14 protein-coding genes are annotated in these 13,133 nt (G+C 39.5%); all 14 read right to left on the bottom strand.

What is annotated here, in order from left to right:
* Nucleotides 1-59: 59 nt before the first annotated feature.
* A complete protein-coding gene (gene mtrB / locus ACOMCU_RS03585; protein ID WP_010858802.1) occupies nucleotides 60-278 on the bottom strand; it encodes a trp RNA-binding attenuation protein MtrB in 219 nt (72 codons plus the stop codon).
* 63 nt (nucleotides 279-341) lie between these two features.
* On the bottom strand, nucleotides 342-911 hold the full coding sequence (folE, locus tag ACOMCU_RS03580; protein WP_010858801.1) for a GTP cyclohydrolase I FolE: 570 nt from the start codon (nucleotides 909-911) through the stop codon (nucleotides 342-344).
* 404 nt (nucleotides 912-1,315) lie between these two features.
* Nucleotides 1,316-1,588, bottom strand: coding sequence for an HU family DNA-binding protein (locus tag ACOMCU_RS03575; protein WP_004232618.1), 273 nt, complete (start codon nucleotides 1,586-1,588; stop codon nucleotides 1,316-1,318).
* A gap of 199 nt (nucleotides 1,589-1,787) precedes the next feature.
* Nucleotides 1,788-3,266, bottom strand: a complete 1,479-nt coding sequence (gene spoIVA, locus ACOMCU_RS03570) for a stage IV sporulation protein A (RefSeq protein ID WP_010858800.1) — start codon at nucleotides 3,264-3,266, stop codon at nucleotides 1,788-1,790.
* A 94-nt stretch (nucleotides 3,267-3,360) separates the two neighbouring features.
* The gene (locus ACOMCU_RS03565; RefSeq protein ID WP_010858799.1) at nucleotides 3,361-4,140 is read right to left on the bottom strand and encodes a hypothetical protein; all 780 of its coding nucleotides are present in this window, start codon (nucleotides 4,138-4,140) and stop codon (nucleotides 3,361-3,363) included.
* 21 nt (nucleotides 4,141-4,161) lie between these two features.
* Entirely contained in the window at nucleotides 4,162-4,374 is a 213-nt protein-coding gene (locus ACOMCU_RS03560; RefSeq protein WP_010858798.1) for a DUF2768 domain-containing protein, read from the bottom strand.
* 242 nt (nucleotides 4,375-4,616) lie between these two features.
* A complete protein-coding gene (locus tag ACOMCU_RS03555; protein WP_421049470.1) occupies nucleotides 4,617-5,633 on the bottom strand; it encodes an NAD(P)H-dependent glycerol-3-phosphate dehydrogenase in 1,017 nt (338 codons plus the stop codon).
* 73 nt (nucleotides 5,634-5,706) lie between these two features.
* Nucleotides 5,707-7,017 carry a ribosome biogenesis GTPase Der gene (gene der / locus ACOMCU_RS03550; protein ID WP_010858796.1) on the bottom strand — a complete coding sequence of 437 codons (1,311 nt, stop codon included), beginning with the start codon at nucleotides 7,015-7,017 and terminating at the stop codon, nucleotides 5,707-5,709.
* Nucleotides 7,018-7,314: 297 nt separating this feature from the next.
* Nucleotides 7,315-8,451 carry a 30S ribosomal protein S1 gene (gene rpsA / locus ACOMCU_RS03545; protein ID WP_010858794.1) on the bottom strand — a complete coding sequence of 379 codons (1,137 nt, stop codon included), beginning with the start codon at nucleotides 8,449-8,451 and terminating at the stop codon, nucleotides 7,315-7,317.
* 102 nt (nucleotides 8,452-8,553) lie between these two features.
* Entirely contained in the window at nucleotides 8,554-9,228 is a 675-nt protein-coding gene (gene cmk, locus ACOMCU_RS03540) for a (d)CMP kinase (protein WP_421049469.1), read from the bottom strand.
* Nucleotides 9,229-9,312: 84 nt separating this feature from the next.
* Nucleotides 9,313-9,972 carry a flagellar brake protein gene (locus tag ACOMCU_RS03535; protein WP_421049468.1) on the bottom strand — a complete coding sequence of 220 codons (660 nt, stop codon included), beginning with the start codon at nucleotides 9,970-9,972 and terminating at the stop codon, nucleotides 9,313-9,315.
* Nucleotides 9,973-10,058: 86 nt separating this feature from the next.
* Nucleotides 10,059-11,342, bottom strand: coding sequence for a PepSY1/2 domain-containing protein (locus ACOMCU_RS03530; protein WP_010858791.1), 1,284 nt, complete (start codon nucleotides 11,340-11,342; stop codon nucleotides 10,059-10,061).
* A gap of 16 nt (nucleotides 11,343-11,358) precedes the next feature.
* On the bottom strand, nucleotides 11,359-12,186 hold the full coding sequence (gene sleB, locus ACOMCU_RS03525; protein WP_010858790.1) for a spore cortex-lytic enzyme: 828 nt from the start codon (nucleotides 12,184-12,186) through the stop codon (nucleotides 11,359-11,361).
* A 96-nt stretch (nucleotides 12,187-12,282) separates the two neighbouring features.
* Complete coding sequence (gene prsW / locus ACOMCU_RS03520; RefSeq protein WP_010858789.1) at nucleotides 12,283-12,957, bottom strand: glutamic-type intramembrane protease PrsW; 675 nt, start codon at nucleotides 12,955-12,957, stop codon at nucleotides 12,283-12,285.
* Nucleotides 12,958-13,133 lie beyond the last annotated feature (176 nt).

Genomic DNA, 13,133 nt, shown 5'->3' with positions numbered 1-13,133 from the left:
TTTACACTCACACTGTGCGTTTGTTACCGTGGAATAGAAGGTATCTTTACAAAGCGACGTTACTTTTTCCCTTCACTCTGGATTACACCATGTGCTGTATGGATTTGTGCTTTACCCCGAATTTTCATAGCAGATGTGTGCTCAGTGAATTGAGCAATCATTACTTCACCAGCATCTAATTTTTCAGAATGATGGAATTTTGTATCCGTCCCACGTGTTAAACCAATCACATGCACGCCATCTTCTTCTGCCTGTATAACTATATAATCTTGCGCCATCGTCTGTACACTCCTTAAATCCGACAAATTCTTAGTACATCATAACACAATTAGACATGCAATTTAAGACATTTGAATAAATGATAAGACTTCTCTACGTTTTATTTCATCTTCTTGATAAATGCCACGCGCCACAGAAGTCACTGTTTTCGAACCCGGCTTTTTAAGTCCTCTCATAGTCATGCACATATGTTCTGCTTCAATGACTACATAAACGCCCTGTGGCGATAGCATTTCCATAATTGTATCTGCCACAGATGAAGTAATACGCTCCTGTAACTGCGGACGACGGGCAATCGTCTCTACTGCACGCCCTAATTTACTAAGCCCTGCAACAATGCCATCGTTTGGTATGTAAGCTACATGTGCTTTTCCGTAAAACGGCACCAGGTGATGCTCGCACATTGAATAAAATGGAATGTCCTTTACAAGTACTAATTCCTCATGATCTTCATGGAAAACGGTTTTAAAATAATCCTTTGCATCTTCATGTAAGCCACTAAACATTTCTGCGTACATTTTAGCAACACGCTTTGGCGTATCAAGTAGCCCTTCACGGTTTACATCTTCACCGACCGCTTCTAAAATCATCTTAACTGCTTGTTCTATTTTCAATAAATCAACATTCGACATCCGTAAAAACCCTCCTGCATATCAAAACATTACACATTTCTCTTTGCATCGTAGCATATCCAAAAGGTAAGCGCAAAATGACTTACCTGATTCACAGCAAAATCAACATATCTCAATCAATTATGCCTCGGCATAATTGCGTCCGGATTCGGTTTTGCTTGCACAAAGAACTCCTTTCCGATTCCGCGACATCCGCCGGAAGCTTTTTCTTTCAGCAGGTGTTTAGACACCCGCTGAAAAGTAACTTAAACCCGCATTCATCTCACCACCTATAGAGGTGGGAGACTTCTGTTGAAAGAAGTTAAAAATTACGTGTAGCACTCTATGTATACATCTACTCATCAAAAAGAGCAGCCTTCATGTTCGTTTACATGAAGACTGCTCTATGTAACTGAAGACGTGTATTATTTTACAGCATCTTTAAGCGCTTTACCTGGTTTGAAAGCAGGTACCTTGCTAGCAGCGATTTCGATTTCTTTACCTGTTTGTGGGTTACGACCTTTACGAGCCGCACGTTCACGTACTTCAAAGTTACCAAAACCGATTAATTGTACTTTGTCACCCTTTGCAAGAGCATCTTGAATTGTATCAAATACAGCTTCAACTGCTTTAGAAGCGTCTTTTTTAGAAAGACCTGCAGCTTCAGCAACAGAGTTTACTAATTCTGTTTTATTCACACCATTCACCTCCTCTCAAAGGGTCATGAATCAATTCTGTAAAAAGAGTAACACATAGAAAACCGCGACGCAACTGTATTCATCCATGATTATAACCAAAAAAGCATTTTTTTACCCAAAATACGAAAATAAAAGGACTTTTCGCATAAAAACGAAAAGCCCTAAGATATTTTTTTGCGCTTTATTTTCCTTTTTTTCACTATAAAATAAATGTCACTAAACCTCTTTCACCTTCATTTACCATGCGTTCAATTGTTTGACGCATACGTTTTTTAGCTGTAGGTGGCACAGCATTCATTTTATAGCGTATCCCTTCTTTTAACACTTCATGCAGCGGTGTACCAAAAAGTTGTGTTTGCCATAGGGCATCACGATCATGTAAATAAGCATGATTTAAATCCTTAAGTAACTGTTGACTATGGAACTCTGAGCCAATAAGCGGTGCAAATTCAGATTCCATATCAACTCGAATAATATGATAAGATGGCGCTTTTGCCTTCATACGTACACCGTAGAAATTATTTTGTTTAATCAGTTCTGGTGCTGTTGGTTCAAATTCCTGCATCATCGGTAAAGTTACGCCATAACCACTCTTATCTGCTTCATTAATGGCTTCTTTAAAGCGTTTTTGAGCTTCTTTTGCTTCAGCAGCTTCTTTAATAAATAGTAGCCAATCTCGCTTCGTCTCAATCGGCTCATCCAACCATTCATTGCAAACTGCTTTATACAGTTCTCCTTGCAACGATACGCGAATAACTGCTGTACCAATCCCAGCATCTACATGTACCACTTCACTTTGATCAATAAAATCAATGGCTTTAAAGGCATCTGAAGCCTGTTGCACATCTCGAATTTTCATCACTGATGAGAGTACTTCTTCCATCGAATCAATGAGCGCCACATTTAACGGGTGTGACGCATCTAATACATCTAACCAATCTGGTTTCTCAACCTCAATAGTACGTATTGGAAATTCGAAAAGTGCCTCTTGCAAAATATATTGAATATCTGATGCACGCATTTGATCGATTGAAATCGCAATTACGGGCACATTATAGCGTTCAAATAATTCGTTACGAAGCTGTACAGTTTCTTCCCGTGCTGGCATTTGGCAATTTAACAAGATGACAAATGGTTTACCAATTTCCTTTAACTGCCCTACGATTTCCTCTTCGGCTTTTTCTGCGGCATGACGTTGAATACCATTTACTGTACCGTCTGTTGTCACAACAATACCGATATTCGCATGATCACGTATCACTTTATCCGTACCAATTTTTGCTGCTTCTTGGAAAGGAATTGGTTCTGTGTGCCAAGGTGTATGCACAAATTTTGGACCGTTTTCATCCTCATAGCCCTTTGTACCATCAATTACATAACCGACGCAGTCTGCTAAACGAATTTGGAATGTCATTTCATCTTCACCAACTGCAATCCGTGTTGCTTGGGCAGGCACAAACTTCGGCTCAGCAGTCATGATGACTGGGCCTGGCGAGCTTTGTGGCAGCTCGTCCTGTGCTCGCATTCTTTCTGTAGTATCCACAATATTCGGTAACACAACCGCTTCCATTACTTTTTTTACAAATGTTGATTTACCTACACGTACTGGACCGACAACACCAATATAAACATCGCCATTTGTGCGCTCTGCAATTTCTTTAAATACTGCTTCACTCAAGGTTTCTGCCTCCTTTATCTACGCTTTTTCACTATATGCGAGCATGCCAATAAATATGAAAAAGCTCCCTACAATTTGTGTAAGGAGCTGTACATTACTTTGATTCTGTTTCTTTCTCTTGTGTCGCCTCTGTGTCATCCTGCGCTTTTTGCCTGTCCGCTTTATAAGCTTCCATCATAAATGTCGGTTCTCCATTTTCATCTACTGTATATGGTACAGAATAAGCAGGTACCACCGGATATTTATCGACAAGAAGTTGACGAATATCATCACCTGGTTGTACATCAGGCTTGTCTTCTTTTAATAATTGATTTAAATCAATCGCATAGTCAACATGCAATTCGCCATCACCAGTCATAAAAATTGGTAATTCAGCACCTGAATAGGGACTTTTCACGGTTACTTCTGATTCATAGCCTAATTTACCAAAGTTTATTTGATACACATTATCAGAAATAGCACCCTCTATCGGCATATATTTCATGCCGATTTTGCGAATATTTAACTCTCGCATACGCTCCGCGGAGTTTAAATCTACTAATTTTACTTGAGCCGTGTTTTCAGGATCCCAAATAATATATTGATAAATGCCACCTTTTTCATAAGCATTGCCCGGAATTTGTGCAATATATTTCGGAATAAGTTTTTCAAAATCGATTAAATATTTTATATAAATATCTGTATCCATATCACGATTTTTAATAGGTACAAGGCCACCAGTTGCTTCACGATACTCATTGACCGCACGTTGCACCGCTGCAAGTTGGTCAACATCTGGTACTTTGTTAGCTACTTTTTGATCTTCTGGAAAAGCACAGCCAACTAGTAGTACTGCTGCTATCGCCATCAAAAGAAAGGCACTTCGTTTTTTCATGTCATTTACTCCCCCTTGTTGTTAAGCTGGCCATGTGGCAACAATAAGTACCATTAAAAATGTACCCAGTCCAAACAGTATGTATGCGATTAAATTTACGATGATACGTAAAAAACCATTTGAAATCTTATTTCTACTTAAATAAATTAAACCGACTGAAATAATCATAAAGCCAATACAATAAAATGATACCCACATTATATCGAGTGCTGGCATATGTGCTAACGGACCCATTCAGAACAACCACCTTTCATCAATGTCATGAGACAATCAACGTATATTATACTATGCGCTTCCGTAAAAATGAAATAACTGTCCCTTACTTTAACAACCTTTTTATTGTAGCTAAAGGGGCAGAGAAGCCAGGAAATTGGCGTTTAGTACAACATAAAGGCGCCTCAGAAGTAATTCCGAGACACCTCATTTGTGTCCATTTTAAGACGAAATAGACAAGTTGATTTATAATACTATTGCGATCATTGTGTCAGCTCATCGATTTCTCGCTTTTTAACACGCATCATTAACGCATCGACCGCCACTTTTGGCTCAACATCGTTAAAAAGCACACCATAAAGCTCCGTAGAAATCGGCATAGCCACATCATATTTTTCCGCCAATTGATGGGCTGCCTTTGTTGTCCGTACACCTTCAACCACCATGCCCATCTGATCTAGCACTTCTTTAAGCTTCATGCCTTTGCCTAGCAGGTTTCCTGCACGCCAATTTCGTGAATGCACACTTGTACATGTCACGATTAAATCACCCATGCCCGTAAGTCCTGCGAACGTAAATGGATTGCCGCCCATTTTCACGCCTAGTCGCGTAATTTCCGCAAGTCCACGCGTAATAAGCGCAGCCTTTGCATTGTCACCATAGTTTAAGCCATCCGTAATACCTGCAGCTAATGCGATCACGTTTTTCAAGGCGCCACCCATTTCCACGCCAATGACATCTTCATTTGTATAGACACGGAAAAATTGGTTCATAAATAAATCCTGCACCTTTTCAGCAGCCTCAATATTTGCACAAGCAGCTGTAATCGTTGTAGGGTGATGCAAAACAACTTCCTCGGCATGACTTGGTCCAGAGAGCACTACTATTTCTTCCACAAATTCAGCCGGTAAGCTCTCAGCCAAAATTTCAGAAATTCGTTTCAATGAATCAGGCTCAATGCCTTTTGAAACATGAACAAATAGCACCTTTTTATCAAGTGTGGCAATCATTTTGTCACATACTTCTCGAATAGCCTTTGTTGGAACAGCAACAATAATCGTTTTAGAATGCGCTACCGCCTCTGCAATATGACTTGTAGCATGTAAATTCGTAGGTAGCTCCGTTTCTGGTAAATATTTTCTATTTGTATGCTGTTTATTAATTTCTTCTGCCTGATCGGCTCTATGCGTCCATACAAGCGTATCATGCCCATTTTCGGCAAGTACCATCGCAAGTGCTGTGCCCCATGAGCCTGCCCCTAATACACAAACTCGTTCCATCAAAAACCCCTCCTTGTAAAAAGACGCCACCCTACATAATGTCAGGTTGGCGTACTGTGTGTATGAATATTCGTTAAGCACGCGCGCGTGTGATTAGACGGATTGGCGTTCCTTCAAAATCAAATGTTTCACGAATACGGTTTTCTAAGAAACGTTCATAAGAGAAGTGCATTAGTTCCGTTTCGTTTACAAAGATCACGAATGTTGGCGGTTTAATCGCCACTTGCGTTGCGTAATAAAGGCGTAAACGACGCCCTTTATCCGTTGGCGCTGGGTTACGTGCCACAGCATCCTCAATTACCTCATTAAGAATAGATGATTGAATACGCATTGCATGATTTTCACTTACACGTTGGATAATTGGTAAAATTTGATGAACTCGCTGTTTCGTATTCGCTGATACGAAAATAATTGGTGCATAGTCTAAGAATAAGAAATGCTCCCGAATCTGGTGTGTATAGAAATTCATCGTTTTTTCGTCTTTTTCAATGGCATCCCATTTATTGACAACGATAATAACCGCCTTACCTGCTTCATGTGCGTAGCCCGCGATTTTTTTGTCTTGTTCTTGAATGCCTTCTTCTGCATTTAGAACAACTAAAACAACATCAGAACGTTCAATTGCACGCAATGCACGTAACACAGAATATTTCTCTGTCGTTTCATATACCTTACCTTTTTTACGCATCCCTGCTGTATCGATAATGACATATTCCTGTTCGTCATATTCATAAGGCGTGTCAATGGCATCTCGTGTTGTCCCAGCGATGTCACTTACAATCACGCGATCTTGACCTAAGAATGCATTTACTAGTGAAGATTTCCCAACATTTGGTCGACCAATTAAAGAGAACTTAATGACTTCTTCTCCATATTGTTCTTCATCTTCTTGTGGGAAATGCTTCGCGCACTCATCTAATAAATCCCCTAAGCCCAAACCGTGGGAGCCTGAAATTGGCCAAGGCTCGCCAAAGCCAAGTGCATAGAAATCATAAATCATTTCGCGCATGTCTGGATTATCAATTTTATTAACGGCTAATACGACTGGCTTTTTCGTTTTGTATAAAATTTTAGCGACTTGCTCATCTGCCGCTGTTACACCTTCACGACCATTTGTCATAAAAATGATAACGTCCGCTTCTTCAATGGCAATCTCTGCTTGTTGACGAATTTGTTCTAAAAAAGGCTCGTCTCCAATCTCAATACCACCTGTATCAATAATATTAAAGTCATGTGTTAACCACTCTGCCGAACTATAAATACGATCACGTGTTACGCCTGGAATATCTTCCACGATCGATACACGTTCTCCAACGATACGATTAAAAATCGTCGACTTACCTACGTTCGGACGACCTACGATGGCTACTACTGGTTTCGTCATCTGTACTTCATCCTTCCAACTTCTTGTCTTTCGCTATTATACACGAAAAATGCCATTATATCATATCATATCCATCAAAGGGACCGCTTTTTACTGTTCTACCTATTAGTTAGGCATTTTTTACTGCAATATTTTTGATTTTTGATTCTTATCTGTGTTGTGTCAGCTCTATCCGTCAGTTTTGCGGTTTTATCCGTCAGTTCAGCCGTTCTATCCGTCACTTCCTCTATTTTATCCGTCATTCCAACTTTTCTATAAAAAAAACGAGGATACATAACGTATCCTCGCTGCTATTAGTTATTTAAAGTTTTTTAGTTGATCGCCAATGACATCACCGAAAGAGAACCCTGTGTTTTCTTCGGGTAATTCATAGTCGATTACTTCTTCAGCCTGTGGGTTTTCCAGTAAGTCCTTGATGCTTAGTGCAAGACGACCTTCATCTGCATTCACGTCAAGTACTTTTACCTGTACCTCTTGTCCTTCTTTTAATGCTTCATGCGGCGTGTTAATATGCTTATGGGCAATTTGCGAAATATGCACTAAGCCCTCTACGCCTGGTAAAACTTCCACAAATGCACCAAATGAAGTGAGGCGTTTTACTCTGCCATCAAATACTGTGCCTTTTGCAGCACGTTCTTCGATATCTGACCAAGGTCCAGGAAGCGTATCTTTAATGGATAACGATATACGCTCATTTTTTGGGTCTACAGAAAGAACCTTAACCCGTACGCCTTGTCCTTCCGATAAAACTTCGCTCACATCACTCACATGCTCATGCGATACTTGTGAAATATGCACAAGCCCATCAATACCACCCAGGTCGATGAATGCACCAAATGAAGCAATGCGTTGAACTTTACCGTCTAACACATCACCAGCTTTAATTTGGTTAATGACTTGTTTCTTTTGAGAAGCTTTTTCAGATTCTACTACTGCACGGTGAGATAAAATTAAACGATTTTTTTCTTTATCTAGCTCAACAATTTTAAAACTTAAAGTTTGACCTTTATAGCTCTCAAAATCATCAACAAAATAATCTTCTACAAGGGATGCCGGAACGAAGCCACGTACTCCTAAATCTACGACAAGACCACCTTTAACAATATCTTTTACTTCCGCTTCAAATATTTCCCCTGAAGCAAATTGTTGTTCAAGTGTGTCCCACGCTTTTAAGGCATCGACTTTACGTTTTGATAATACATAGTTTTCATCTTCAACTTTTGTAATCATCAACTCTAACTCATCCCCAATAGAGATAGCGTCAGACGCTCTTTCAATGTGTAAGCTCGATAATTCACTAATTGGTACGATCCCGTCAAACGGTGCACCTGGAATTGAAACAGTTACTGCTTTTTCATCAACTTGCTCTGCAATACCTTTGACGATATCACCTTCGTTAAACGTTTGTTCTGCATAGTTCATTTCTTCAGACATATGTAACCCTCCTTCGCATCTTCCCTTACTATTTTATTCGATATTGATGACAAAGACAAAAATAAATCCTTTAAATTCAAAAAATGTCTGAAATTTTAGGCTTTATGCCATTTTTTCTTGTGCTAATTTTAAAATGGCTTGCGCCGCGGCATCAATTGATAGCTCTGTCGTGTCTAAAAATATTGCATCCTCAGCTTGAATAAGTGGTGACGCTTCACGTTCACTGTCCATTTTATCGCGCAAAGCGATTTCCTCCTGCAGCTTTTCGATGGAGGACTCAATACCCCGTTTCTCATTGTCTATAAAACGGCGTCTTGCTCGCTCCTCTACAGTTGCAGACATAAAGATTTTCAGTTCAGCTGTCTTTAACACATGAGTAGCAATATCGCGTCCATCCATTACAACGCCACCATTTGCTGCAAGTTTTTGTTGTTGCGCCACTAACAGTTCACGTACCTTGGCATGTGCAGCCACCTGCGAAACAGATGATGTTACCTCGTTAGAACGAATTTCTGCTGACACGTTCTCCCCATCTAAATAGACAAGTTGTCCTTGCGGAGAAGGCTTTAAATCAATGGTGCTAGCTGCTAACATTTCTGCTAATTTTGCTTCATCATCTAAATGTATGTTTTGTTGCATCGCTTTATACGTAACTGCACGATACATTGCACCCGTATCGATATATGTGAACCCTAGTGATTCTGCAACAATTTTCGCGATTGTACTTTTGCCAGCGCCTGCGGGTCCATCAATCGCAATTTGAATGTTTTTTTTCATCTGTGCTTCCCTACTTTCTATCCACCATATTGTATCATAATAACCAAAAAAAGCCCTCTTTGAGAAGAGGGCTTTCATGAAAATTCACACTTCAAATGGATTCAATTCTTTCCGTCGATTCACTAGCTGTCGTTCAAAGCAAAAACGGACAATATGTTGTTGATCGACGTCATCCGTATCCGTTAGCTGAATCGTTGCAAACGTCAATTCATCTTTTTCGAAAATACGAACAACCAGCGCGTCTGTCGTTACATAGTTAACTTCCCCATTGGCAAATGGTAGTACAATGGTTAACTTTACTTCATCATCGTCTTTAAAGGCTAGTTCTCCTTTTAAGATAAGTGCTAATCCACCTGCGCTTATATCCGATGTTACCAGTTGATATTTGTAATCCTTAAATTGAACTGCTACATCAACAGGTGTCTCCACACGTACATATTCACGACGTTGAATTTTAATGAACTCATCTGCTTTTGGGCAGTGCAGCATAATCATCGGTATATTGCCAGCTTTTCGCCCAATCACTTCTGTATTAAAAGCAAAGGAATGTTTGTCTTCCGTACGGAAAGTTGCTCTAAATTCTGAACCATCTATCAAAAAAGCAGTTTTCTTTGTCACTACATTCGTTGGATAATCGATATAAATAATATTGTCTTTTTGTTCTACGACTTTACAGCGGAATTTTTCTACGTGCTCTGTGTACGTAGGTTCAAGTTGTAATTGCGTACCAATTTTTATTTCCATGAGCATCTCCCTGAACATAAAATATATATTCATTATCGCATGAGATGCAAATTTTTGCTATATGAACTGGAAGCATTTTCTTGACTTTACGTTAAATATTCGACTTTTAAAACACTATGATTTTCAGCATCAATGACAATTCGGAATGTTTCCTGCGTCTTGCCATTTCTAACGGCAATTACTTCATAACAAAGACGTTGTTCGAATTGACCATTATCCGTGTAAATATTTTTCACTTCTTCTACTTGTACATCTTCATCGAAGAAAGTTTTCCAATCAATCGGTTTTGCAGTTTGCGGTTTAATCTTTTCTTCTTGAATATATTCCATCGCATTGGCACCGAGTAATTCGCCAGTGTCTTTTGCAATTTTTAATTGGACGCCATCCGCATAAATTAACGCTTTGTCACTTGGGTTAACACGGGCAAATGTAACATGCCATGCCAAATGGTTTTCTCTGGATTCTACAAATGCAACATCTTTCATCCCAAGTCTCTTTAAATGCTCTTGAGCTTTTTTCGTCACGTCTTCTTGTGAAAGTTTTGCCTCACCGACAGGTCGCTCGACTAAGTAGGACAGTAAATGCCCACCTTTTTCGGTTAAATCAACGTATCCAAGACGAATACCTTGATGGAACTGGATATGATAAAACGGATACGGAGCAGTATCACTACTTTTTGTTACTGTAAACGTAGCATCTTTAATTAATGGGAATAAATATTTCACTTTTTCTAATGCTTCTTTTTCTGTTATCACTGAATCTTGCAGTGCTTTTAGCTCAATTTTTTTCTGCCAATCCGATTCACTTAATGTCAGAGGGAAGTCTTTTTCGCCATAATCCTTTAATGTATTTTTCACATTATCAAACGAGGTATTTGGATTTTTGTTGTCTACTTGTTTCAACCAAACATCCATTTTGCCATCCTGTTTATAATAATCGACCGTGGCAGTCGTCCATTCATCGGATAGTGCTTGTAAATTTGTAGAGACTTGCGGCATTTTTTCCCGCCATGCCTCATAATCGCCTGTTTTGGCCGTTTTCCTTGCCTCATCTCCAAGCTTCCCTAAGTAACCAAGCCACTCGCTCGAAAGCTCTTGTCCAATCGGAATATTAGATATGGATGATCGGACTTCAGAACTCAGACGCCAAACAGAATCCAACTCACTATGGATTGCTTGTTCATCCTGAAATAATAAGGACTGCGAAACAGCTCTTTGTAAGTACGATAATTTTTCTGAGGCATCGGTTAATTTTTCTGTGTACTGCGCATGCACGGTACGTTGTAGACTTTGCTTATCAGCGTGCAAATTAATGCTGTACGCACCTAAGCCAATGACTGCCGCAGTTAAGATAACGAGCATTGTTCTCATTGTGTTTTCCTCCTATCTATGAACAGAAAATATGCTCACCAATCTGTTTTATTTGAGGTCGTGACCAAATCCACTTACTTGTTGCTGTTTTCGGATTAAAATAATAAAGCGCATTTTCCGACGGATCCCAACCGTTCATAGCATCGATAACCGCTTCTTTTGCACGTTGATTCGGTTCAAGCCAAATCTGACCATCAGCAACAGCTGTAAACGCCAAAGGTTGGAAAATTATACCTGAAATTGTATTTGGGAATTCTGGACTCTCGAGTCGGTTTAAAATAACAGCTGCTACCGCTACTTGTCCTTCATACGGTTCTCCCCTCGCTTCTCCATACACTGCATTCGCTAAAAGCTGTAATTCACGTTCCGTATATTTTGGAGGTATTTGCGTATCGGTACCATTATTATTGCTACTACCGCTATTTTTACCACTTGCTGTATTACCTCCGCCAGAATTATTTTTTTTCACTTGCTGATCAAGTGGCTTCCCACCGTAATAGGTAAATTGATTGCCTGCTTTTAGCTGTGCCTTTACCCATTTTTCATCATAATCTGAATGACCTGCTAACGCTTTTTTCGTCTTTGCACCGGCTACACCATCTACTGGTAATCCATATTTCTCTTGGAAATTACGTAAAGCCCAGTATGTGTTGTAGCCGAACTTGCCATCAATTTTACTTGTGTAAAACCCTAAGTATTGTAGCCTAGCCTGTAATTCAATGACATCATCTCCGTAAGCTCCACGAGTAATCTGTTGTTCGCTAAACGCAATGGCATCATTTTGCGGAATGGAAACTATACTAACCGCAAACATCAAGCAAAAAAGTATGCTTAATAAACGCACTATCATCACTCCTTTTTTAAATAGCTTGAAGCAATCCACGTATTTTATACTAAAAAAAATATAAAAGCGCAGAAATCTATTTCAATTTCTACGCTTTTATATTTTTTTATGCATATGCAGATGTTGGACAAGATGATAATGCGCAAGCTTTACTTTACGTAGGCCAAACCACCATAAAAAAAGCATAAACGGTATCATTAAATATACCCAGTGTCCTTTAAATGATAATATTGTATTGTATAAAATGTGTAATACTACCGGTGCACAAAGCGCCATAGCAATCATTTCTTTTGTTTTTGCAAACTTCAAGAACTTGGCACGTCCATAGTAATAACCCATTACCACACCGAAGAGCGCATGGCTCGACACAGGTAATAATGCGCGCATAAATGCAGTATCAAGGCCGAAAGATAGTAAATATAAAACATTCTCAATCGTCGCAAAACCAAGAGATACACTTGCACCATATAAAATGCCATCATAGGGATCATCGAATTCCACATGATTGTAAATCGCTATTAATAGAACGAACCATTTAAAAAATTCTTCAACGACACTGGAAAAAAGAACATCTTGTAAATAAACATATCGAAAAACCCCTTCCTCTGTCAGCACATACTGTAGAAACAGAATCGGGAACGTTAAAAATGCACCATATAAAAACGTTTGAAGTAAAGTTTTTCTTGGCTCCGTTGCCATTTGATTGCGCAAATAAAAGTAACTGAAAAGCGCTAGACCGGGAGCAATGGCAGCTGATAAAAGAATGATCATGATGCCGGCCCCTTTCAACCATCAATTTTGCCTTGGCTTATTGTGTTCGGATTATTGGATTGTGCTAACCTACGTGAAGGACGACATGATGTCGGTCTTTTCGGTAAAGCCACAGTTCGTGGCGCTTTTACCAATGTAGGTCAGTTGGCCGTTTCGCATGGATGCGATGAATTTAG

It is taken from the genome of Lysinibacillus sp. UGB7 (assembly GCF_049058285.1).
Taxonomy (GTDB): Bacteria; Bacillota; Bacilli; order Bacillales_A; family Planococcaceae; genus Lysinibacillus; species Lysinibacillus sphaericus_B.
The sequence above is the reverse complement of the archived record's forward strand: the minus strand, read 5'-3'. Positions and strand labels throughout refer to the sequence as shown.

Excerpts from the sequence above, each read along its gene's own strand:
- mtrB (WP_010858802.1), bottom strand. The coding sequence starts at position 278 with ATGGCGCAAGATTATATAGTTATACAGGCAGAAGAAGATGGCGTGCAT.
- folE (WP_010858801.1), bottom strand. The coding sequence starts at position 911 with ATGTCGAATGTTGATTTATTGAAAATAGAACAAGCAGTTAAGATGATT.
- ACOMCU_RS03565 (WP_010858799.1), bottom strand. The coding sequence starts at position 4,140 with ATGAAAAAACGAAGTGCCTTTCTTTTGATGGCGATAGCAGCAGTACTA.
- ACOMCU_RS03560 (WP_010858798.1), bottom strand. The coding sequence starts at position 4,374 with ATGGGTCCGTTAGCACATATGCCAGCACTCGATATAATGTGGGTATCA.
- ACOMCU_RS03555 (WP_421049470.1), bottom strand. The coding sequence starts at position 5,633 with ATGGAACGAGTTTGTGTATTAGGGGCAGGCTCATGGGGCACAGCACTT.
- der (WP_010858796.1), bottom strand. The coding sequence starts at position 7,017 with ATGACGAAACCAGTAGTAGCCATCGTAGGTCGTCCGAACGTAGGTAAG.
- rpsA (WP_010858794.1), bottom strand. The coding sequence starts at position 8,451 with ATGTCTGAAGAAATGAACTATGCAGAACAAACGTTTAACGAAGGTGAT.
- cmk (WP_421049469.1), bottom strand. The coding sequence starts at position 9,228 with ATGAAAAAAAACATTCAAATTGCGATTGATGGACCCGCAGGCGCTGGC.
- ACOMCU_RS03535 (WP_421049468.1), bottom strand. The coding sequence starts at position 9,972 with ATGGAAATAAAAATTGGTACGCAATTACAACTTGAACCTACGTACACA.
- ACOMCU_RS03530 (WP_010858791.1), bottom strand. The coding sequence starts at position 11,342 with ATGAGAACAATGCTCGTTATCTTAACTGCGGCAGTCATTGGCTTAGGT.
- prsW (WP_010858789.1), bottom strand. The coding sequence starts at position 12,957 with ATGATCATTCTTTTATCAGCTGCCATTGCTCCCGGTCTAGCGCTTTTC.